Source organism: Streptomyces sp. CRN 30 (assembly GCF_034105845.1).
Genome location: NZ_JAVRHI010000012.1, coordinates 1 through 20,372, shown reverse-complemented (window position 1 = coordinate 20,372; position 20,372 = coordinate 1). Strand labels below are relative to the sequence as shown.

The window sequence follows — 20,372 nt, the reverse complement described above, 5'->3', positions numbered from 1 at the left end:
GCTCGATCAACGGGCCTCAGTTCGATACGGGAACGTATCCGAAACACCGGCACCGGCGCAGCCCCCGCGCCGCCATGGGAACACGTTTTCGAATAAGAGGTACGCTCGGATTATGACCACGCACCTCCAGGGCTCTCTCTTCGACCAGACCGACCGGCTCCGCCTCGGCCCGCTCGACGGAATCCGCCGCACCCTCCTCGGCGACGGGGCCTGGATCGACGTGCTCCCCTCCTGGCTCAGCGGCGCCGACGCGCTGTTCGAACACCTCGCCGCCGAGGTCCCCTGGCGCGCGGAGCGCCGCGAGATGTACGACCGGGTGGTCGACGTGCCCCGGCTGCTGTGCTTCTACGGCTCCGGCGACCCGCTGCCCCACCCGGTCCTGGACGAGGCCCGGGACGCGCTCTGCGCGCACTACGCCGAGGAGCTGGGCGAGCCCTTCACCACGGCCGGGCTCTGCCACTACCGGGACGGCCGGGACAGCGTGGCCTGGCACGGCGACCGGGTCGGCCGGGGCGCCCGCGAGGACACGATGGTCGCGATCCTCTCTGTGGGGACGCCCCGGGACCTGCTGCTGCGCCCCGTCGGCGGCGGCGGCTCCGTGCGCCGGCCGCTGGGCCACGGCGACCTGATCGTCATGGGCGGCTCCTGCCAGCGCACCTGGGAGCACTGCGTACCGAAGTCGGCGCGGGCGGCGGGCGGTCGGATCAGTGTGCAGTTCCGTCCGCGCGGGGTGCGGTGACCGGGCGGTACCCGCCGTTCCGCTTGTTCCTCACGTCTGGTTGGCTGACACAAGCGGAACCACCGACCCCGGAATGCGGAGTGAGCAATGAGCGCCGACGTGCGGCAGGTCGCGGACGGCACCTATCTGGTGCACGGTTCGAACACCAACTGGGTGATCCTCACCGACGGGGACGCGGTGACGCTCGTCGACACCGGTTACCCCGGGACCGGCAGGCGGTGCTCGACTCCCTCGCGGCGGTGGGGAGTTCCCCGCAGGCGGTGGCGGCGGTGCTGATCACCCACGCGCACAACGACCACCTCGGCTCCGCCGAGTACCTGCGCACCGCCTACGGCACCCCGGTCCTGCTGCACGAGGCCGAAGTGCCGCACGCCCGGCGGGACTTCCTCCAGCAGGTCGGCATCCCCACCGTGCTCCGCAACGCCTGGCGCCCGGGGGTGCTGCCGTGGATCGCGCACGCCGCGCGCTCCGGCGGCACGGCGCAACTCCCGGTGGCCGAGCCCCGCCCGTTCCCGCGCGCGGGCGCCCTGGACCTGCCCGGCCGGCCCGTCCCGGTGCACACCCCCGGCCACACCGACGGCCACTGCGCGTACCACCTGCCGGAGGCCGGGGTGGTGATCTCCGGCGACGGTCTGGTCACCGGCCACCCCATCTCGCGGGCCGAGGGCCCGCAGCTGCTCCCCGACATGTTCCACCACGAGCGCGCCCGGACGATCGCCTCACTGGACCTGTTCGAGAAGCTCGACGGCGACGTGCTGCTGCCCGGCCACGGGCCGGTGCACCGCGGTCCGGTCGCTACGGCGGCCCGGCGCGCCCGCGAGCGCGCACAACGGTGACCACCGGCGAGTGCTGAGGACCGTTTAGAGTTCGGGACATGGCCTTGCAGATCAGTGCCACCAACCCGGAGCACCCCGCGCTCCTGCTCGAACTCCCCTGGCAGACGCCGCTGGAGGAGTGGCCCGAGAAACACCTCGTGCCGCTCCCCCGCGGCATCTCCCGGCACGTCGTGCGCTACGCCCGCGCGGGCGACGAGATCGTCGCCGTCAAGGAGCTGGCGGAGCGGCCCGCGCTGCGCGAGTACGGGCTGCTGCGCGACCTCGACCGGCTGGGCATCCCCGCGGTGGACGCCCTGGGCGTGGTCACCGGCCGCACGGACACCGCGGGCGAGCCGCTGGAGCCGGTGCTGATCACCCGCCACCTCGGCGGCTCGATGCCGTACCGGTCGATGTTCGAGACGACCCTGCGCCCGGCGACCATGGACCGGCTGATGGACGCCCTCGCGGTGCTGCTGGTGCGGCTGCACCTGGCCGGGTTCGCCTGGGGCGACTGCTCGCTGTCCAACACCCTCTTCCGGCGGGACGCGGGCGCCTACGCCGCCTACCTCGTGGACGCCGAGACCGGCGAGCTGCACCAGCGGCTGAGCGACGGCCAGCGCGACTACGACCTCGACCTCGCCCGGGTCAACATCAGCGGCGAACTGCTCGACCTGGAGGCGTCCGGCGCGCTCCACCCGTCCGTCGACGCGATCGAGTTCGGCACCGCGATCTGCGACCGCTACCGCACGCTGTGGCAGGAGCTGACCCGCACCTCCGTCTACCCGGCGGGCAAGTACCACTACATCGAGCGCCGCATCCGACGCCTCAACGACCTCGGTTTCGACGTGGCCGAGATGCAGATCGAGCACGCCTCCAACGGCGACACCGTCACCTTCGTGCCCAAGGTCGTCGACGCCGGGCACCACCAGCGGCAACTGCTCCGCCTGACCGGCCTGGACGCCGAGGAGAACCAGGCCAGGCGGCTGCTGAACGACCTGGAGTCCTGGATGGCCACCCAGGACGACTATGCCCCCGGCGACCCTCCCCCTCTCCCTCGCATCAGCTCGGGCCGGGGGGACCCCCATGGCGCCCGCCCGGAGGTCCTCGCCCACCGCTGGGTGCGCGACGTCTTCCGGCCCACCGTGCGGGCGGTGCCGTACGAGCTGCGCGGCGCGATGGACCCGGCGGAGATCTACCACGAGCTGCTGGAGCACCGCTGGTACCTCTCCGAGCGGGCCCAGCACGACATAGGCCTGGACACGGCGGTACGGGACTACATCGACAACGTCCTGCCCAAGGCGCGCGAGACGCTCCAGCCCGTGGCGGACGACTGACGTCAGGAGTGCGGCACGACTGGCCTCAGGAGTGCGGCACCACGGCCACCGGGCAGCCCGCGTGGTGCAGCACCCCGTGGGCGACCGAACCGATCCGGGCGCCGACGGCGGTACGCCGGGCCCGCCGGCCGACGACCATCAGCTGGGCGCGTCCGGCCACCGACAGCAGGACCTGCCCGGCGCTGCCCATCTCCACGTGCTCGACGACGTGCACGTCGGGGAAGCGTTCCCGCAGCGGCCTGAGCGCGTCGGCGAGGGCCTTCTGCTCGTACGGTTCGAGACCGCCCGCGTCGTCGAGGAGCTTGAGCGAGCCGGGACTGTAGGCGAAGAGCGGCGGCAGGGTCCAGGCGCGTACCGCGCGCACGGTGGCGCCGCGGGCGGCGGCCGCCTCGAACGCGAACCGCAGCACCTCGGCGCTGTCCTGAGGATCGCCCTGCTGGCCGACGACGATCTCGTGCCCGGCGACCTCGTCGGCGGCCCGGTCCCCGGCGCGCACCAGGACGACAGGGACCGGGGCCTCGGCGATCACCTGCTGACCGACGCTGCCCAGCAGGAAGCCGACGACGGCGCCGTGGCCGCGCGAGCCGAGGACCAGCGCCCCGGAGGCGGCCGCGGCGGCGAGCAGCGCGGCGACCGTCTCGCCCTCGCGGACCTCGGTGGTCACCTCAAGGCCGCGGTGGCGCCCGGTGACGTCCGCGACCGCTCCCTCCACGGTCTCGCGCACCCACCGCTCCTGCGCCTGTCGGTCCTCGGCCCCCTCACGGGGCTCGAACCCCCAGGCGTGCACCACGCGCAGCGCGGTCCCGTGCCGGACGGCCTCCCGGGCCGCCCAGGCCAGTGCCGCCAGGCTCTCCTCCGATCCGTCCACCCCTGCCGTGATCGGGCGCGTCATGCGGTTCCTCCCTGCGTCGTGGTGCGTGTGCCGCCAGTCTCCCCCACCCCGCCGGCGTGCTCCGGCCCGGACCCGGTCCGGCGGGCACCGCGCGGCGATCGAACATACGATGGACGTCGGCCGGTGCGGTCACGGGTGGGCCGTGCCGTGAACCCGGCCGCTCGACGTGGGGGACGCATGACACAGGCCGCTCAGACGGCGCGGACCGTCATCATGACCGTGGACGACGATCCGGGGGTGTCCCGCGCCGTCGCCCGCGACCTGCGGCGGCGGTACGGAGCCGCGCACCGCGTCGTGCGCGCGGAGTCCGGTGAGTCGGCCCTCCAGGCGCTGCGGGAACTGAAGCTGCGCGGCGACCTCGTGGCCGTGATCCTCGCCGACTACCGGATGCCCCGGATGAACGGCATCGAATTCCTCGAACAGGCCATGGACGTCTATCCGGCCGCCCGGCGGGTGCTGCTGACCGCGTACGCGGACACCAACGCGGCCATCGACGCCATCAACGTCGTCGACCTGGACCACTACCTGCTCAAGCCCTGGGACCCGCCGGAGGAGAAGCTCTACCCGGTCCTGGACGACCTGCTCGCGGCGTGGCGGGCCGGCGACCACAGGCCCGTGCCCAGCACCAAGGTGGTCGGGCACCGCTTCTCGGCGCGCTCCTCGGAGGTCCGCGAGTTCCTCGCCCGCAACCAGGTGCCCTACCGCTGGTACTCGTCCGACGAGCCGGAGGGCGGGCGGCTGCTGGCCGCGGCGGGCGAGGACGGGCAGCGGCTGCCCGTGGTGATCACGCCGGACGGGACGCCACTGGTGGAGCCGGACGCGCCCGGCCTCGCCGCGCACGTCGGCCTGGCGACGGACCCGACGGCCGACTTCTACGACCTGGTGGTGATCGGCGGCGGCCCCGCCGGGCTCGGCGCGGCCGTGTACGGCGCCTCCGAGGGGCTGCGTACGGTCCTGGTGGAGCGGTCGGCGACCGGCGGGCAGGCCGGGCAGAGCTCCCGGATCGAGAACTACCTCGGCTTCCCCGACGGTGTCTCCGGCGGCCAGCTCACCGACCGGGCCCGGCGCCAGGCCGCCAAGTTCGGCGCCGAGATCCTCACCGCGCGGGAGGTGACCGGCCTGGAGGTCAACGGCTCGGCGCGCACCGTGCGGTTCTCCGACGGCTCGGCGGTCGCCGCGCACAGCGTGATCCTGGCGACCGGTGTCTCCTACCGGGAGCTGGCGGCGCCGGGCACCGACGACCTGACCGGCTGCGGCGTCTTCTACGGCTCCGCGCTGACCGAGGCCGCGTCCTGCCAGGGCCACGACGTGTACATCGTCGGCGGCGCCAACTCCGCCGGACAGGCCGCGATGTACCTGGCGCGCGGCGCCAAGTCGGTGACGCTGCTGGTGCGCGGCGCGTCGCTGACGGCGTCGATGTCGCACTACCTGATCCAGCAGATCGAGGACATGCCCAACATCTCGGTGCGCTGCGGCACGGTCGTGGAGGCCGCGCACGGCGAGGGCCGCCTGGAGCGGCTCACGCTGCGCGACGCCGAGACCGGGCAGAGCGAACTGGTCGACGCGCGGTGGCTGTTCGTGTTCATCGGCGCCGCGCCGCTGACCGACTGGCTGGAGGGCACCGTGGAGCGGGACGGGCGCGGCTTCATCCTCGCCGGTCCTGACCTCATGCCCGACGGGAAGCCGCCGGCCGGCTGGGAGCCGGCGCGGGCGCCGTACCACCTGGAGACCAGCGTCCCGGGCGTGTTCGTGGCGGGCGACGCCCGCGCCGAGTCCGCCAAGCGGGTCGCCTCCGCCGTAGGAGAGGGAGCGATGGCAGTGATGCTCGTCCACCGGTACCTGGAGCAGTCGTGAGCGGGCGGCCGATGCCGTGCAGCCCCGGTGAGATCAAGTCGCTGTTCCTGTTCGAGAAGCTGACGCCGGAGCAGCTGGGACGGCTGTGCGCCGAGGGCCGGGTGGAGCTGTTCGAACCCGGTCCGGTGTACACCGAGGGCGACCCCGCCACCTGTTTCTACGTGATGCTGGACGGGGCGGTGGTGCTCTCCCGGCGGGTCGGCGGGGACGACGTGGAGGTCAACCGGACCTCGCAGCGCGGCGTCTACGCCGGGTCGATGCAGGCGTACCTCGGGGACCGGGTGCCGCAGACCTACAACAACTCGATGCGCGTGACGGAGCCGACCCGGTTCTTCGTGCTGCCGGCGGACACCTTCTCGCAGATCATGCAGGAGTGGTTCCCGATGGCCGTCCACCTGCTGGAAGGACTGTTCTTCGGGTCGAAGAACACCCAGCGGGCGGTGGGGCAGCGGGAGCGGCTGCTGGCGCTGGGCTCGCTGTCGGCCGGGCTCACCCACGAGCTGAACAACCCGGCCGCCGCGGCGGTGCGGGCCACGGCCACGCTGCGCGAGCGGGTGGCGAAGATGCGGCACAAGCTCGCGGTGATCGCCGAGGGGCCGTTCTCCCGGGAGGCGCTCGCCGGGCTCATCGACATCCAGGAGCGGACCGCCGAGCGGGTCGCCAAGGCGCCCGTGCTGACGCCGCTGGAGGCCGCCGACCGGGAGGACGCCCTCACCGACTGGCTGGAGGACCACGGCATCGCGGGCGGCTGGCAGCTCGCGCCGACCTTCGTACAGGCCGGTCTGGACACCGAGTGGCTGGACCAGGTCGCGGCGGCCGTGGACGAGGAGATCCTGCCCGGCGCCGTGGGCTGGCTCAACTACACGGTGGAGACGGAACTCCTGATGGACGAGATCGGGGACTCCACGGCCCGGATCACGCACCTGGTGGACGCCGCCAAGCAGTACTCCCAGCTGGACCGCGCGCCCTACCGGATCGCCGACGTCCACGAACTCCTCGACTCCACGCTGCTGATGCTGTCGGGGAAGACCGGCCCGCGGATCAGGGTTGTGAAGGAGTACGACCGCGCCCTGCCCGGCATCCCCGCCTACCCGGCGGAGCTGAACCAGGTGTGGACCAACCTGATCGACAACGCGGTCGCCGCCATGAACGAGGCGGGCGGGGACGGGACGCTGACCGTGCGGACCGCCCGCGACCACGACCGGCTGCTGGTGGAGTTCCGCGACACCGGCCCCGGCGTCCCGCCGGAGATCCGCGACCGGATCTTCGACCCCTTCTTCACCACCAAACCGGTGGGCGAGGGTACCGGGCTCGGCCTGGACATCTCCTGGCGGATCGTGGTCAACAAGCACCACGGCAGTCTCCAGGTGGACTCCCGGCCGGGCGACACCCGATTCCAGGTACTGCTGCCGCTGACCGCGGCGGTACCCGCACCGACAGAGGAACAGGCATGAGCCAGGACGACAACGGCGGCAACGCCATCGACACCGCCGTACCGCCGAGCGGCGCGGGCTGCGCCGAGTGCGAGGCGAGCGGCGGCTGGTGGTTCCACCTGCGGCGCTGCGCGGCCTGCGGCCACGTGGGCTGCTGCGACAGCTCCCCGGGGCAGCACGCCACCGGCCACTTCAGGACCACCGGGCACCCCCTGGCGCAGAGCTACGAGCCCGGCGAGGAGTGGTTCTGGGACTTCGCGGACGAGACCCTGTACGAGTCCGGGCCGCAGCTCGCGCCGCCGGTCAGCCACCCGGCCGACCAGCCGGCCCCGGGACCGGCGGGCCGCGTCCCGGCCGACTGGGCGAGCGCGCTGAACGGCTGAACCGCGCCCCGCCCGGCCGCGGGGGAACCCTCGTGCCGCCCCGTCCGTTCTTCCGGCGCCCCCACCGGAGCGTGAGCCAGGACGACAGGGCGGTGTGCATGAGCGAGTTGGTCCCGGGCGGGAACATCCCCTTGCCCGCCGGCCCGGTCGAGGTGCGGGTGCGCGGCGACTTCGACGTCTCGGCGCTCATCACCGACGACGCCGGGAAGGTCGCGGGCGACGGCGACTTCGTCTTCTACAACCAGCCGGACGCCCCGGGCGCCCGGCTGCGGGACGGCGCGCTCACCGTCGACCCGCGCCGGCTCCGCCCCGGAGCGACCCGGGTGACGGTCGCCGTCAGCCCCGGCGCCCCGGACACCGCGTTCGGCGCGCTGCCCGCCCCCGCCCTCAGGGTGAGCGGCGCGGACGGCCGGGTGCTGGCCCGGTTCACACCGCCGCGCCCGGAGCGCGAGACGGTGCTGCTGCTCGCGGAGTTCTACCGGCGCGGCGGCGGCTGGAAGCTGCGCGCCCTGGGGCAGGGGTACGCCGACGGACTGGCCGGTCTCGCCCGGGACTTCGGCGTCGACATCGCCGACGACCCCGACGCCGCCGACGCCGAGGGGGCGGGGGCCTCCGGGGCGCCGTCCGAGCCCGGATTCCTCACCGTGGTCAACTCCGCGCGGGCCGCCGTCGGTTCGCCGCCCGTCTCCGTCGACGCCCGGCTGACCGCCGGGTACGCGTACCTGACCGTCGGCGAGCACCTGGTCTCCGGGCCGCGCACACCGGAGGAGTTCGTCGCGTACTGCCTGGACACCGACCGGACCCGGCGCACCCTGAGCGACCCCGCCCACACGCACATCGGCCTGGCGCACGCCACCGGCGGGCCGTCCGGCGACACGTACTGGACCGCGCTGTGGGCCCGGCCGCGCACCCCGGACGGGCTGGCCCGGACCGCGGCCGAGGTCGTCGAGCGCACCAACCGGGAGCGGTCCGCGGCGGGCCTGCCGCCGCTCGTCTCCGACCCCTTCCTCACCGCCGCGGCGCAGGCGCACAGCGCGGACATGGTGGCCCGGGACTTCTACGCGCACACCTCCCCCGACGGCGGCAAGCCCTGGGACCGGGCGCTGGCCGCCGGCTCGGCGCGGGGCACGATCGGCGAGAACATCGCCTGCGGGCAGCGCTCCCCGGCCGACGTCGTGGAGGGCTGGATGAACAGTCCGGGCCACCGCGCCAACATCCTCAAGCCCGCCTTCACCCACATCGGGATCGGCCTGGCCGGCGGCGGCCGGGCGGGCACCTACTGGACCCAGCTCTTCGGCGGCTGAAACGGCCGTCACCGACCCCGATCTTGGCGGAAGGCCTCCGTCCGGGCCAGGATGCCCGCATGAAGGGTGACCTCTTTTCCAGTGAGCACATGGTCCAGCCCGCCCAGGCGCCGGGCATGACCGTCGAGAACTCCAAGTGCGTCCGGTACGCGGTGAACGGCGAGATGCTCGCCCGGCAGGGCGCGATGGTCGCCTACCGCGGCAACCTCCAGTTCGAGCGCAAGGGCCAGGGCGTGGGCGGCATGCTCAAACGCGCGGTCACCGGGGAGGGACTGCCGCTGATGGCGGTGCGCGGCCAGGGCGAGGCGTGGTTCGCCCACGAGGCGCAGAACTGCTTCGTCGTCGAGGTCGACCAGGGCGACGAGTTCACCGTCAACGGCCGCAACGTCCTCTGTTTCGACGCCTCGTTGTCGTACCGCATCGCGACGGTGAAGGGCGCCGGGATCAGCGGCGGCGGGCTGTTCAACAGCGTCTTCACCGGTCAGGGCCGGCTGGGCCTGGTCTGCGAGGGCACGCCGCTGGTCATCCCGGTCTCGCCGCAGTACCCGGTGTACGTCGACACGGACGCGGTCGTCGGCTGGACCGCGGGGCTCGGCACGTCGCTGCACCGTTCGCAGTCGATCGGCTCGATGCTGCGCGGCGGCTCCGGGGAGGCGGTGCAGCTGATGCTCCAGGGCCAGGGGTACGTGGTGGTGCGGCCGAGCGAGGCGACGCCGCACAAGCCGCAGCAGCACTGAGGCGGCACGGCGACACCGCGACACCGCGACACCGCGGCACCGCGGCACCGCGGCACCCGGGACCGTTTTCGCCGGGCCGGGCGGGGGACCCGGACGCCATGGTACGAATCGGATACACGATGATGACCGAGCAGGCCGGCCCGCGTGAGCTCGTCGGCCATCTGGTGCGGGCCGAGGAGACGGGGTTCGACTTCTCGGTCACCTCGGACCACTACTTCCCGTGGCTGCGCGCGCAGGGGCACTCGCCCTACGCGTGGAGCGTGCTGGGCGCGGCGGCCCAGGCGACGAGCCGGATCCCGCTGATGACGTACGTGACGTGTCCGACGTTCCGGTACCACCCGGCGGTGGTGGCGCAGAAGGCGGCGACCGTGCAGTCGCTGTCCCAGGGCCGCTTCCGGCTGGGGCTCGGCTCGGGCGAGAACCTCAACGAGCACGTGGTGGGCGGGGGCTGGCCGACCGCCGACATCCGCCACGAGCGGTTCGTGGAGGCGGTGGAGATCATCCGGGCGCTCTTCGAGGGCGGTCACGTCAACTACCGCGGCAAGCACTTCGACGTGGAGTCCGCCAAGCTGTGGGACCTGCCCGACAGCCCGCCGCCGATCGGCATGGCGGTCTCCGGCGAGCGCTCCTGCGAGCTGGCGGGGCGTCTCGGCGACCTGGTGATCGCCACGGAGCCGAAGCCGGAGCTGCTCGACGCCTTCGACCGGCACGGCGGCGCGGGCAAGCCGCGGGTCGGCCAGCTCCCGGTGTCCTACGACCCCGACCGGGACACGGCGGTGCAACGCGCCCACGAGCAGTTCCGCTGGTTCGGCAACGGCTGGAAGGTCAACTCGGAGCTGCCGCATCCGGACTCGTTCGAGGCGGCGACTCAGTTCGTGACGCCCGACGACGTCGCCGCGTCGATCCCGTGCGGCGACGACCCGGAGGCGTTCGTCGAGGCGGTGCGGCCCTACGCGGAGGCCGGGTTCACGGAGATCGCCCTGGTGCAGATCGGCGGCGACGCCCAGTACTCCTTCCTGGACTGGTCCGAGAAGACCTTGCTGCCCGCGCTGCGTGAGGCTTTGGGCGGCTCCTGAGAAGGTCGGGGCGGGAGAATCACCCGGTCGACGGAGCATCCCGCCGGATCCGGGGGTACTCGGAGAGTTCCAGCAGGTTCGTCCCCGGAGGCCCCTTCGTGAACTCCCTCGTGCACAAGACGCTCGTCGTACAGCTCCAGGCGGGTGAGACCGAGCGCTGCCCGGTCTTCGCCCACCTGGGCTACGACGCGGCGGACCCGTTCGCGCTCAGCGTGGTCTTCAGCCACGACGGGCGCGTGCTGGCGCGCTGGACGCTGGACCGGGAGATGGTCGCCGAGGGACTGCGCACGCCGGTCGGGATCGGGGACGTACGGATGCGGCCCATGGCCCGGGGGACGCTGGACGAGCTGCGCCTGGAGTTCCTGGGCGACCCCCGCGAGGACGGGGGCCGCCACCACGCCGTGGTGTTCGTCTGGGCCCCGGCGGTCGAGGCGTTCCTGCGCGAGACGTACGCCGTCGTGGAGCCGGGCCGGGAAGAGGTCCGGGTCGACGACTTCCTGGCGGAGGTCATCGCCGGGAGCTGACCGCGCCGCGAGGCCGGCGCTCGGGCGGCGCTCAGTCGGCGGTGTAGCGGTGACGGGCCCACAGGGGAAGCACGAACCACCACAGCAGGTACCAGGCGACGACACCGGCGACCAGCCAGGGCACGAAGGCGTCGTGCGTGGCGACGCGCAGGATCAGCAGCAGGGACGCGGTGGTCGTGGCGAGCAGCAGCACCAGGCCGAGGAGGGTCAGCCGGGAGGCCCAGCGCACGGCCTGGGGTTTGACGCGCCGTCCGGAGACGAGGCGGTGCAGGGAGACCGGGCCGATCAGCGCGCCGGTGGAGAGCGCCCCGAGGACGACCGTGACCAGGTAGATGGTCTGGTCGGTCTCGGACAGCTCCTCGTACTTGGACTGGAAGACGACGGTCAGCAGGAAGCCGAAGAGGATCTGCACGCCCATCTGCGCGACGCGGACCTCCTGGATCAGCTCGGTCCACATCCGGTCGGCGCGCTCCTCCTCGCTCTCGTCGCGCCCGCGTCGTCTGACCGCCCGCTCCGTCGTACCCGCGTCGTCCGCCACTGGTCCTCCCGGTTCCTCGCGGCCTGTGTCCGTGCTTCCTGCGTTTTCCCGCGTTCCCGGCGGTCAGACGCCGTCCGACGGCCGAACGTGCTGTTTGACGGGCCGGGGCACGGTTACACGGACGGCGATTCGAAGCACAGTACGAGGAGGTCGCCAGGATGTCCGACACGCAGCTCACCGTGGTGCTCAGCGGTGGTGGGATCGACGACGCGCGGGCGGTGGTGCACGCGCTTCAGGACGTCTTCGGGGCGCCGGACGAGCTTCCGGCCGACGACGGGGCGACGGTCCGTACGGCCACCTTCGGCTCCCCGTCGCAGCCGAAGGCGCCGGGCGCGCCGGACGCCGGTGGCGCGCGGCTGTCCGCTCCGGTGACGGTCACCGTCCAGGGGACCCCGCAGGCGGTGTCGGCGGCGAGCGAGACGCTGGCCCGCGCGTTCACCGCCCGGGACGACGGAGCCGCCTCCGGCGACCAGGAGCAGGAGCGGGAGCTCCACCTGGTGCCCTGAGGCGGCCCGCCGGGTCCGGCCGCGTGCTACCAGCGGCCTTCGACCTGGTCCTCGATCCGCCGCTCGTACAGGTCCGTGATGGCCGCGTACGTCGCCTCGGACGGCTCCGGCAGTCCGGCGGCGGCCGCGTTGGCACGGGCCTGTTCGGGTGAGCGGGCCCCGGGGATGACCGTGGTCACCCCGGGCTGCCGCGCGATCCAGCGCAGCGCGAGCTGCGCGGGGGTGTACCCCTCGGGGGCGAGCGCGGCGAACTCGGCGGCGGCCTCGACGCCCGTGGCGTAGTCGACGCCGGAGAAGGTCTCGCCCTGGTCGAACGCCTCCCCGTGCCGGTTGAAGGCGCGGTGGTCGTTGGCGGCGAAGACCGTGTCCCGCGTGTACTTCCCGGAGAGCAGCCCGGAGGCGAGCGGCACCCGGGCGATGATCCCGACGCCGGCCGCGCGGGCCGCCGGGAGGACCTCGCGCAGCGGCTTCATGCGGAACGGGTTGAGGATGATCTGCACGCTCGCCACGTTCGGCCGGGCGATCGCGGTGAGCGCCTCGGCGCAGGTCTCGACGCTGACGCCGTACGCGGTGATCCGCTCCTCGGCCACCAGGGTGTCCAGGGCGTCGAAGACGGCGTCCGTGGAGTAGACGGGCGTCGGCGGGCAGTGCAGCTGGACGAGGTCGATGGTGTCGACGCCGAGGTTGCGCCGGGAACGGTCGTTCCACGCACGGAAGTTGTCCAGGACGTAGTTCTCCGGGAGCTGGTCGACGCGGCGGCCCATCTTGGTGGCGACCGTGATGCCGTGGCCGGGCCGGCCCTTCAGGAACGTGGCCACGGTCTGCTCGCTGCGGCCGTCGCCGTAGACGTCGGCGGTGTCGAAGAAGGTGACCCCGGAGTCGGCCGCCGCCTCCAGGACCGCGAGGGCCTCCTTGTCGTCGACGTCGCCCCAGTCGGCGCCCAGCTGCCAGGTGCCCAGCCCGATCACGGAGGCGTGCAGGGACGCCCTGTCGAATACGCGTTCTTCCATGGCGTCAGTCTGTCATCCGCCGGTCCGGGTGAGGGCCCTGGTCTGCGCGGTGCGGGCGAGCTTCGGGCCGAGCCACCGCTTGGCCCGGCGCAGGGAGTCCAGCCGCCCGGCGGCCCGGTCGAGCCGGTGGTAGAGCCGGGGCGGGAGGTACGGCAGCAGCGGCGAGTGGCGCTGGCCGAGCAGCGCGAAGAAGTCGTCGGGCGGCAGGGAGAGATAGCGCGGCAGGTTCTCGTAGAACCGGGCGCTGTACCGGGCGGCGCTCTGCACGGGCAGCAGGGCCGCGCGGCGTTGCGACTCGTAGCGGGCGAGGGCGTCCGGCACCGCCGGGTAGGTGCGCAGGGCGGCGGCCAGGGACATGGCGTCCTCCAGGGCCAGGGTGGTCCCGGCGCCGACGGAGTAGTGCGTGGTGTGGGCGGCGTCGCCGAGCAGGACCAGGTTGCCGCGCGACCAGACGCGGTTGGTCAGGGTACGGAAGGGCTGCCAGGGCAGGGCGCCGCCCCGGCCGGACGGCCGCGTCATCAGGGAGTGGCCGTCGAGGACGTCGGCGAAGAGCTTCTCCAGCAGCACCAGCCCCTCCCCCTCGTCGGCGCCGTCCAGACCCAGCCCCGTCCAGGTCTCGGGCGCGCACTCGACGACGCAGGTGCTGCCCTCGGGGCCGTACGCGTAGCCGTAGGCCCAGATCCAGCCGTGGTCCGTCTCGGCGAAGGCGAAGGTGAAGGCGTCGAAGACCTTGGTGGTGCCGAGCCAGAGGTAGCGGTTGCGCCCGGCCCGGATGCCGGTGCCGAAGTGCTGGAAGTGGCGGGTGCGCGGCGCGCTGCCCGCGCCGTCGGCCGCCACGACCAGGTCGGCGGCGGGCAGGCGGGCGGCGGTGACCTCGTGCCCGTACTCCAGCCGTACCCCGAGGGCGCGGGCCCGGTCGGCGAGGATCTCCAGCAGCCGGTGGCGGCCGATGCCGTGGCCGGTGTCGCCCCGGTGGCGGGCCGTCACCTCCCCGACGTGGGCGACGCCGTCGCGCCAGGTCACCGAGTGCCGTTCGACGGCGCGCGCCGACTCCGGGTCGTGGACGTGGAGCCTGTCGAGCAGAGGGCGCCAGTAGGTGACGCCCCAGCCGTAGGTGGCGCCCTCCGGGTCGCGCTCGTACACGGTGACGTCGTGGCCGGGGTCGTCCCGCTTCAGCAGGATCGACAGATACAGCCCGGCGGGTCCGCCGCCGACGCAGACGACCTTCACGCAGCCTCCCACGAACAGGAAAAAGCATCGAAAACGGTCATATGACCCGCAGCGTAACGCGAGGTGACGCTGATTCAGGAGATTCGCCCCTCGGGGCGCGGGTACTCGGACGGTCCACCCGACGGAAGCCGAAGGAGGCAGTACCTCATGTCGCAGGTCGAGGAATCCATCGAGGTCGGCGTGCCGGTCCACACCGCCTACAACCAGTGGACCCAGTTCGAGTCCTTCCCCGAGTTCATGAGCGGGGTCGAGCGGATCGAACAGCGCTCCGACACCCTCACGCACTGGGTGACCAGTGTGAACGGGGTGCACCGGGAGTTCGACGCGCGGATCACGGAGCAGATCCCGGACGAGCGGGTCGCGTGGACCACCGTCGCGGGCGAGGCCGAGCAGGCGGGCGTGGTCACCTTCCACCGCCTCGACGACGACCGCACCAAGGTGATGCTGCAGATGGAGTTCCATCCGGACGGCATGGCCGAGAAGGCGGGTGACAAGCTCGGTGTCGTGGAGCGGCAGACCAAGGGCGACCTGAAGCGCTTCAAGCAGTTCATCGAGGAGCGCGGCCGCGAGACGGGCGGCTGGCGCGGCGCCGTGTGACACGCGGCGTGCGTCACGGCGAAGGGGCGGCCCCCAGGGGCCGCCCCTTCCCTGTCCTCAAGCCGGGTGTCTAGCCGGCGGCCGCCGCGCGGCACTCGGGGTGGCCCCAGCCCTGCGCGTTCTTCGCGATGGGCTCGCCGGCGGCGTACGGGCGTCCGCAGAGGCAGCGCCCGGCGAACTTCGCCTTGATCGTCCGGGAGGACGCCGAGGACGCCGACGCCGAGGCGCCGCCCTTGCGCGCGGTGGCGGGCCGGCGCCGCGGACCCTTGGCCGGCGGGGTGTCCGGGGAGGGCGGCGGCTCCGGGGAGCCGAGCACGCTGCCGGCCGCCTCCTGCGCGATGGCGGCCTGGCTGGCGGCACGGTCGGCGAAGTCGTTGAGGCGATCGCCGTCGACCTGGTGGGCCGGTACGTAGCGGAACTCCACCGAGCGGCCCGCGAGCAGCTCGTCGATGCGCACGACCAGCTCCTGGTTGGCGACCGGCTTGCCGGCGGACGTCTTCCAGCCGTTGCGCTTCCAGCCGGGCAGCCAGGTGGTGACGGCCTTCATCGCGTACTGGGAGTCCATCCGGACCTCCAGCTCCACCGCCGGGTCGGTCGCGGCCAGCAGCCGCTCCAGGGCCGTGAGTTCGGCGACGTTGTTGGTGGCCCGGCCGAGCGGGCCCGCCTCCCAGCGGTCCGGGGTCTCGCTGTCGTCGGCGACTACCCAGGCCCAGGCCGCCGGGCCGGGATTGCCCTTCGAGGCCCCGTCGCACGCGGCCACAACACGTTCAAGCATGGGCTCGATCATGCCATGGCCGGGTGCGCGGTCCGGGCCGGGTCCGGGGGACCGGCTCAGGACGCGGACGTGACCTTCGGCGGCTCGCCCCGGGTGGTCGTGATGTCGATCACCGAGAAGTTCGCGCCCTGCGGATCACTGAGCGCGGCGAACCGGCCGAACGGCGAGTCCATCGGGCCGAAGCGCAGCACGCCGCCGAGCTTGGCGGCGCGGGAGACGGCCTCGTCGCAGTCGGCGACCGTGAAGTAGACGTTGATCCAGGGCGGCAGCTCGGCCGGGAAGTCCTCCGTCATGGCCATCCGGCCGAGCACGGTGTCGTCGCCGAGGTCGAAGAGGCGGAAGTCGACCGCGTCGTCCTCCACCTCCTTGGTCCGGTAGCCGAAGACCGCCGTGAAGAAGGCGTCCGACGTCGCGGGCTCGCGGGCGAAGATCTCCGCCCAGCAGTAGGCGCCGGGCTCGCCCATCGCCTCGAACCCCTCGTGGGTGCCGGCCTGCCAGAGGCCGAAGACGATGCCGCCCGGGTCGCGGGCGAGGCACATGGTGCCGAAGTCGCCGACGCGCATCGGCTCCAGCACCACCTCGCCCCCGGCCTCGCGCACCCGTGACGCCACCGCCGCGGCGTCGCGGACCGCGAGGTACAGGCACCACTGCGAGTCGCTCTCCTGGCCCGGCATCGGCGGGACGACGGCGGCGACCGCCTTGCCGTTCGCGTAGGCGGTGGTGTAGCCGCCGTACTCGGACGACGACTCTCCGAACGTCCAGCCGAGGACGTCACCGTAGAAGCTCTTGGCCCCTTCCAGGTCGTGGAACATCGCGTCGGCCCAGCACGGGGCCCCCTCAGGTTGTACGGCCATGACCGCCGCCTCCCGGAACAGATGGATGTGGGTGGGTGGTCCGTCCCACCACGCTAGTCATCCGGGCCGGGCTCCGCGCCGCGAACGGTGCGTTCCGCTCGGCCCCCCGCCCGGTCCCTCGCTCAGTCCCCCGCTCAGTCCCCCGCTCAGTCCCCCGCGAAGGCGCTCTCCAGGGCGGCGATGTCCAGTTTGCGCATGCCCATCATCGCCTTGTTCGCGCGGGCCGCCTTCGCCGGGTCGGGGTCGGCGAACATCTCGTTGAGCCGGCGCGGGACGACCTGCCAGGACAGCCCGAACCGGTCCTTGACCCAGCCGCACGGCCCCTCCTGGCCGCCGCCCTCGGTCAGCCGGGTCCAGTAGTGGTCGACCTCCGCCTGGTCGTCGCAGATGATCTGGAGGGAGACCGCCTCGGTGAAGGTGAACTGCGGTCCGCCGTTGAGCGCGACGAACTTCTGCCCGTTGGCGGTGAAGTCGACGGTCAGCACGGTGCCGGCGGGGCGCATGGAGCCCTCGGGGTAGTGGGTGGTGTCACCGATGCCGGAGCTCTTGAACACCGAGACGTAGAAGTGGGCGGCCTCCTCGGCCCGGTCGTCGAACCACAGACACGTGGTGAACCCGTCGTCTGCCATGAGTGCCTCCTCGGCGCGCGCGGGGCGCGCGGTCCTGTGTGACGCGGTCATCTGTGACGCGGTCATCTGTATCGACCGGCGCGGGCCCGGAAACTCATCGGCTCCCGCTCTGCCCGCGGCGAATCTGCCGACGGCAGAGATCGCGGCGGACCGGGCGGCCGCGGGCCGACAGTGGGACGAGCGGCGCCCGGCGCCGCGTACGACCGCCTTTTCGGAGTCTCGACTCCCATGTCCCGACTCCCCTGTCCCGACGTCTCGACGCCTCGACGAAGGAGCGCCGATGTTCCCATCCACCGCCGGCCCGCTGCGGACCCTCTCCCCGCGGGCCGAGGAGGGCGACACCCCTCCCAGCCGGTTCGACGACCACCTGGCCGCGCAGCTGCTCGCGCAGCGCATCGTCGTCCTGGGCACCCAGGTCGACGAGGTCTCCGCCAACCGGATCTGCGCCCAGTTGCTGATCCTGTCCGCGGAGGACCCGCGCACCGACATCAGCCTGTACGTCAACAGTCCCGGCGGCTCGGTCCACGCGGGCCTGGCCATCTACGACACGATGCGACTGATCCCCAACGACGTCTCCACGCTCGCCGTGGGGTTCGCCGCCAGCATGGGCCAGTTCCTGCTGAGCGTGGGCGCCGCCGGCAAGCGGTTCGCGCTGCCGAACGCGCGGATCATGATGCACCAGCCGTCGGCGGGCATCGGGGGCACCACCGCCGACATCGAGATCCAGGCCGACAACCTGGATTTCACCAAGCGGACCATCGAGCGGATCACCGCCGAGCACACCGGCCAGACGCCCGAGACGATCTCCCGGGACGGCGACCGGGACCGCTGGTTCACGGCCGAGGAGGCCAAGGAGTACGGCATGGTCGACCGGGTCGTCCAGTCCCTGGCGGACGTACGCCCGGCGGCGTCGAAGCGACGGGGGGGGCTGTGACCATGGGGTCGTACACGATTCCGAACGTCGTCGAGCGGACTCCGCAGGGCGAACGGTCCTACGACGTCTTCAGCCGGCTGCTCTCGGAGCGGATCATCTTCCTCGGCACGGAGATCGACGACGGCGTCGCCAACGTCGTCATCGCCCAGCTGCTGCATCTGGAGTCGGCGGCGCCGGAGAACGAGATCTCCGTCTACATCAACTCCCCCGGCGGCTCGTTCACCTCGCTGATGGCGATCTACGACACGATGATGTACGTGCAGCCGCCGATCTCGACGGTCTGCGTCGGACAGGCGGCGTCCACGGCGGCCGTGCTGCTGGCCGGCGGCGATCCCGGCCGGCGGATCGTGCTGGAGCACGCGCGCGTGCTGCTCGGCCAGCCGGCCAGCGGCGGCCGCCAGGGCACGGTCTCGGACCTGGCGCTCCAGGCGAAGGAGATGGTGCGCATCCGCGCGCAGGTCGAGGAGGTGCTGGCCCGGCACACCGGCCACGAGATCCCCGCGCTGCGCGCCGACATGGACCGCGACAAGGTGTTCACGGCCCAGGAGGCGGTGGCGTACGGCCTCGCGGACGAGGTGCTGAGCCGACGGCTCGCACGGTTGTGACGGCCCGGCCCCGGCCGCCACGCCCCGCGCGGGGGGCGGGGTGTGGCGGCGGGGGCGCGGTCAGGCCGCCAGGCAGAGCCCGTCGAAGCGGGGAGCGGCGGTGGAGCGGCCGGGCGCGGCGGCGTGGTGCGCGGTGATCCTGACCAGGTCCTCGTGGGCCCGGGTCAGCAGGTCGCCCAGGCCCAGGCCGAGGGCGCGCGCGGCGGCGGCGAGCACCTCCGACGAGGCCTCCTTGCGGCCGCGCTCCACCTCGGAGAGGTACGGCATCGAGATGCGGGCCGCGTCGGCGACGTCCTTCAGCGTCCGCTCCTGAGATCGGCGTTCGCGCCGCAGCACGTCGCCGACCAGGTCGCGCCAGAGCGGTTCGCGGGCCGCCGGGGCCGGCCGGTCCGCGGGGCGGGCGGCGGGCGGGCGCAGGGGGATGACACGGACTTCGTCCGGTGCGTGGCTGCTCACCTTCCCAGCCTAGGAGCGGCCGGGCGGAGCGGAAGGGGACGGAGTTCCGCCCTGAGGGGAATCGGGCCGGTGTGCCGGAATCCCGCTGACGTGTGCGCGGGCGGCGGCCCGGATATCCTGGCCCAGCGGTGCGTTCCCCCCGCGGACGCCTTCGTTGTCGGGGGGCATGTACCGACGTGACCTGGGTATCCGCACCCCGGGAGAACTAGGGAGACGTCGAACCGTGACTTTCGTGGGAGAGGTAATGATCAGCGCCGGAATCCGGCCGCGGGACGTCGTGGACGGCCGGTCCGTGGCGCCGCGTGACGCGCGGGAGCTGTCCCGCCAGTTCTTCCAGCGCCTGTCGGAGCTCGAAGAGGGGACGCACGAGTACCAGTACGCGCGCAACACCCTCATCGAGATGAACATGTCGCTGGTCCGCTTCGCCGCCGGCCGGTTCCGGGGCCGCGGCGACGACATGGACGACATCGTGCAGACCGGGATGATCGGCCTGATCAAGGCCATCGACCGGTTCGAGCTGTCGCGCGAGGTGGAGTTCACCTCCTTCGCGCTGCCGTACATCGTCGGCGAGATCAAGCGCTTCTTCCGCGACACCACCTGGGCGGTGCACGTGCCCCGGCGCCTTCAGGAGCTGCGGGTGGAGCTGGCCAAGGCCCGTGAGGAGCTGTCGAGCCGGCTGGACCGCGAGCCGTCCGTCGCCGAGCTGGCCACGCTGATGAACCTCAGCGAGAACCAGGTGATCGAGGCGCAGATCGCCTCCAACGGCTACAACTCCGCGTCCCTGGACGCCGCCCTCACCGGGGACGGCGCCGAGGGCGGCGAGGCGGTCCTCGCCGACTTCATCGGCGTGGAGGAGGACGGGCTGCGGCTCGTCGAGGACTTCCACTCCCTCGCCCCGCTGATGGCGGAGCTGAGCGAGCGCGACCGGGAGATCCTCCACCTGCGGTTCGTGGAGGAGGCCACCCAGGCGGAGATCGGCGAACGGCTCGGCTGCTCGCAGATGCACGTGTCCCGCCTGATCAAGCGGATCATCGCCCGGCTCCGCGCGGGCCTGCTGGGCGAGCTGGACACCGTCTGAGCCGACGCGGGCACTACGGACGAGGGTGGCCGTCCCCGCACGGGGACGGCCACCCTCGTCCGTAGTGCC

The 20,372-nt window shown here is 72.9% G+C and carries 22 protein-coding genes and 1 pseudogene; 15 read left to right on the top strand and 8 right to left on the bottom strand.

What is annotated here, in order from left to right; all coding sequences use genetic code 11:
• The first annotated feature begins 112 nt into the window (after positions 1–112).
• The 3 genes and pseudogenes from UW392_RS01375 (at position 113) to UW392_RS01365 (ending at position 2,888) form a co-directional block, all read left to right on the top strand.
• Entirely contained in the window at positions 113–739 is a 627-nt protein-coding gene (locus tag UW392_RS01375) for an alpha-ketoglutarate-dependent dioxygenase AlkB (RefSeq protein WP_320772957.1), read from the top strand.
• Positions 740–826: 87 nt separating this feature from the next.
• A pseudogene (locus UW392_RS01370) lies at positions 827–1,575 on the top strand (MBL fold metallo-hydrolase).
• A gap of 38 nt (positions 1,576–1,613) precedes the next feature.
• Entirely contained in the window at positions 1,614–2,888 is a 1,275-nt protein-coding gene (locus UW392_RS01365; protein WP_320772956.1) for a DUF4032 domain-containing protein, read from the top strand.
• Positions 2,889–2,913: 25 nt separating this feature from the next.
• Here the strand turns inward: UW392_RS01365 and UW392_RS01360 are convergent, their stop codons facing one another.
• Positions 2,914–3,780, bottom strand: a complete 867-nt coding sequence (locus UW392_RS01360; protein WP_320772955.1) for a universal stress protein — start codon at positions 3,778–3,780, stop codon at positions 2,914–2,916.
• A gap of 177 nt (positions 3,781–3,957) precedes the next feature.
• Between UW392_RS01360 and UW392_RS01355 the strand changes: the two genes are divergently transcribed.
• The 7 genes from UW392_RS01355 (at position 3,958) to UW392_RS01325 (ending at position 11,091) form a co-directional block, all read left to right on the top strand.
• Positions 3,958–5,634, top strand: a complete 1,677-nt coding sequence (locus tag UW392_RS01355) for an FAD-dependent oxidoreductase (protein WP_320772954.1) — start codon at positions 3,958–3,960, stop codon at positions 5,632–5,634.
• 11 nt (positions 5,635–5,645) lie between these two features.
• Complete coding sequence (locus UW392_RS01350; protein WP_320772966.1) at positions 5,646–7,088, top strand: ATP-binding protein; 1,443 nt, start codon at positions 5,646–5,648, stop codon at positions 7,086–7,088.
• Complete coding sequence (locus UW392_RS01345; RefSeq protein WP_320772953.1) at positions 7,085–7,450, top strand: UBP-type zinc finger domain-containing protein; 366 nt, start codon at positions 7,085–7,087, stop codon at positions 7,448–7,450. The genes UW392_RS01350 and UW392_RS01345 overlap by 4 nt, the downstream gene beginning before the upstream one ends.
• Positions 7,451–7,548: 98 nt before the next feature.
• Positions 7,549–8,754, top strand: coding sequence for a CAP domain-containing protein (locus UW392_RS01340; RefSeq protein WP_320772952.1), 1,206 nt, complete (start codon positions 7,549–7,551; stop codon positions 8,752–8,754).
• A 59-nt stretch (positions 8,755–8,813) separates the two neighbouring features.
• Positions 8,814–9,491 (top strand): AIM24 family protein, encoded by a 678-nt coding sequence (locus UW392_RS01335; protein WP_320772951.1) that lies wholly within the window; start codon positions 8,814–8,816, stop codon positions 9,489–9,491.
• A 98-nt stretch (positions 9,492–9,589) separates the two neighbouring features.
• Complete coding sequence (locus UW392_RS01330; RefSeq protein WP_320772950.1) at positions 9,590–10,567, top strand: LLM class F420-dependent oxidoreductase; 978 nt, start codon at positions 9,590–9,592, stop codon at positions 10,565–10,567.
• Between the two features lie 98 nt (positions 10,568–10,665).
• Positions 10,666–11,091: an SsgA family sporulation/cell division regulator gene (locus UW392_RS01325; RefSeq protein WP_320772949.1), complete on the top strand. Its 426-nt coding sequence runs from the start codon at positions 10,666–10,668 to the stop codon at positions 11,089–11,091.
• Between the two features lie 31 nt (positions 11,092–11,122).
• On the opposite strand, the gene UW392_RS01320 is transcribed toward UW392_RS01325, so the two are convergent.
• Positions 11,123–11,629 (bottom strand): DUF6328 family protein, encoded by a 507-nt coding sequence (locus UW392_RS01320; RefSeq protein ID WP_320772948.1) that lies wholly within the window; start codon positions 11,627–11,629, stop codon positions 11,123–11,125.
• 158 nt (positions 11,630–11,787) lie between these two features.
• Between UW392_RS01320 and UW392_RS01315 the strand changes: the two genes are divergently transcribed.
• Positions 11,788–12,135, top strand: a complete 348-nt coding sequence (locus UW392_RS01315; protein WP_320772947.1) for a hypothetical protein — start codon at positions 11,788–11,790, stop codon at positions 12,133–12,135.
• 26 nt (positions 12,136–12,161) lie between these two features.
• Here UW392_RS01315 and UW392_RS01310 read toward each other — a convergent pair whose 3' ends face one another.
• Both UW392_RS01310 and UW392_RS01305 read right to left on the bottom strand, forming a co-directional pair.
• Complete coding sequence (locus UW392_RS01310; RefSeq protein WP_320772946.1) at positions 12,162–13,145, bottom strand: aldo/keto reductase; 984 nt, start codon at positions 13,143–13,145, stop codon at positions 12,162–12,164.
• Between the two features lie 12 nt (positions 13,146–13,157).
• Complete coding sequence (locus tag UW392_RS01305; RefSeq protein ID WP_320772945.1) at positions 13,158–14,375, bottom strand: FAD-dependent monooxygenase; 1,218 nt, start codon at positions 14,373–14,375, stop codon at positions 13,158–13,160.
• Between the two features lie 147 nt (positions 14,376–14,522).
• Between UW392_RS01305 and UW392_RS01300 the strand changes: the two genes are divergently transcribed.
• Positions 14,523–14,972: an SRPBCC family protein gene (locus UW392_RS01300; protein WP_320772944.1), complete on the top strand. Its 450-nt coding sequence runs from the start codon at positions 14,523–14,525 to the stop codon at positions 14,970–14,972.
• Positions 14,973–15,042: 70 nt separating this feature from the next.
• Here UW392_RS01300 and UW392_RS01295 read toward each other — a convergent pair whose 3' ends face one another.
• From UW392_RS01295 to UW392_RS01285, 3 genes are all read right to left on the bottom strand, one after another.
• Positions 15,043–15,759, bottom strand: a complete 717-nt coding sequence (locus tag UW392_RS01295; RefSeq protein ID WP_320772943.1) for a ribonuclease H — start codon at positions 15,757–15,759, stop codon at positions 15,043–15,045.
• Between the two features lie 44 nt (positions 15,760–15,803).
• The gene (locus UW392_RS01290; protein WP_320772942.1) at positions 15,804–16,601 is read right to left on the bottom strand and encodes a VOC family protein; all 798 of its coding nucleotides are present in this window, start codon (positions 16,599–16,601) and stop codon (positions 15,804–15,806) included.
• Between the two features lie 146 nt (positions 16,602–16,747).
• Positions 16,748–17,230, bottom strand: a complete 483-nt coding sequence (locus UW392_RS01285; RefSeq protein ID WP_320772941.1) for a VOC family protein — start codon at positions 17,228–17,230, stop codon at positions 16,748–16,750.
• A 280-nt stretch (positions 17,231–17,510) separates the two neighbouring features.
• On the opposite strand from UW392_RS01285, the gene UW392_RS01280 reads away from it, so the two are divergent.
• On the top strand, positions 17,511–18,164 hold the full coding sequence (locus tag UW392_RS01280; RefSeq protein ID WP_320772940.1) for an ATP-dependent Clp protease proteolytic subunit: 654 nt from the start codon (positions 17,511–17,513) through the stop codon (positions 18,162–18,164).
• Between the two features lie 2 nt (positions 18,165–18,166).
• Positions 18,167–18,769, top strand: a complete 603-nt coding sequence (locus UW392_RS01275; protein ID WP_320772939.1) for an ATP-dependent Clp protease proteolytic subunit — start codon at positions 18,167–18,169, stop codon at positions 18,767–18,769.
• Positions 18,770–18,829: 60 nt separating this feature from the next.
• On the opposite strand, the gene UW392_RS01270 is transcribed toward UW392_RS01275, so the two are convergent.
• Positions 18,830–19,225, bottom strand: a complete 396-nt coding sequence (locus UW392_RS01270) for a helix-turn-helix transcriptional regulator (RefSeq protein WP_320772938.1) — start codon at positions 19,223–19,225, stop codon at positions 18,830–18,832.
• Between the two features lie 244 nt (positions 19,226–19,469).
• On the opposite strand from UW392_RS01270, the gene UW392_RS01265 reads away from it, so the two are divergent.
• Positions 19,470–20,303 (top strand): RNA polymerase sigma factor SigF, encoded by an 834-nt coding sequence (locus UW392_RS01265; protein ID WP_320772937.1) that lies wholly within the window; start codon positions 19,470–19,472, stop codon positions 20,301–20,303.
• The last annotated feature ends 69 nt before the right edge of the window (positions 20,304–20,372 follow it).

Coding starts and splice junctions, on each gene's coding strand:
- UW392_RS01375 (WP_320772957.1), top strand. CDS start 113: ATGACCACGCACCTCCAGGGCTCTCTCTTCGACCAGACCGACCGGCTC.
- UW392_RS01365 (WP_320772956.1), top strand. CDS start 1,614: ATGGCCTTGCAGATCAGTGCCACCAACCCGGAGCACCCCGCGCTCCTG.
- UW392_RS01360 (WP_320772955.1), bottom strand. CDS start 3,780: ATGACGCGCCCGATCACGGCAGGGGTGGACGGATCGGAGGAGAGCCTG.
- UW392_RS01355 (WP_320772954.1), top strand. CDS start 3,958: ATGACACAGGCCGCTCAGACGGCGCGGACCGTCATCATGACCGTGGAC.
- UW392_RS01350 (WP_320772966.1), top strand. CDS start 5,646: ATGCCGTGCAGCCCCGGTGAGATCAAGTCGCTGTTCCTGTTCGAGAAG.
- UW392_RS01345 (WP_320772953.1), top strand. CDS start 7,085: ATGAGCCAGGACGACAACGGCGGCAACGCCATCGACACCGCCGTACCG.
- UW392_RS01340 (WP_320772952.1), top strand. CDS start 7,549: ATGAGCGAGTTGGTCCCGGGCGGGAACATCCCCTTGCCCGCCGGCCCG.
- UW392_RS01335 (WP_320772951.1), top strand. CDS start 8,814: ATGAAGGGTGACCTCTTTTCCAGTGAGCACATGGTCCAGCCCGCCCAG.
- UW392_RS01330 (WP_320772950.1), top strand. CDS start 9,590: ATGGTACGAATCGGATACACGATGATGACCGAGCAGGCCGGCCCGCGT.
- UW392_RS01315 (WP_320772947.1), top strand. CDS start 11,788: ATGTCCGACACGCAGCTCACCGTGGTGCTCAGCGGTGGTGGGATCGAC.
- UW392_RS01310 (WP_320772946.1), bottom strand. CDS start 13,145: ATGGAAGAACGCGTATTCGACAGGGCGTCCCTGCACGCCTCCGTGATC.
- UW392_RS01300 (WP_320772944.1), top strand. CDS start 14,523: ATGTCGCAGGTCGAGGAATCCATCGAGGTCGGCGTGCCGGTCCACACC.
- UW392_RS01295 (WP_320772943.1), bottom strand. CDS start 15,759: ATGATCGAGCCCATGCTTGAACGTGTTGTGGCCGCGTGCGACGGGGCC.
- UW392_RS01290 (WP_320772942.1), bottom strand. CDS start 16,601: ATGGCCGTACAACCTGAGGGGGCCCCGTGCTGGGCCGACGCGATGTTC.
- UW392_RS01285 (WP_320772941.1), bottom strand. CDS start 17,230: ATGGCAGACGACGGGTTCACCACGTGTCTGTGGTTCGACGACCGGGCC.
- UW392_RS01280 (WP_320772940.1), top strand. CDS start 17,511: ATGTTCCCATCCACCGCCGGCCCGCTGCGGACCCTCTCCCCGCGGGCC.
- UW392_RS01275 (WP_320772939.1), top strand. CDS start 18,167: ATGGGGTCGTACACGATTCCGAACGTCGTCGAGCGGACTCCGCAGGGC.
- UW392_RS01265 (WP_320772937.1), top strand. CDS start 19,470: ATGATCAGCGCCGGAATCCGGCCGCGGGACGTCGTGGACGGCCGGTCC.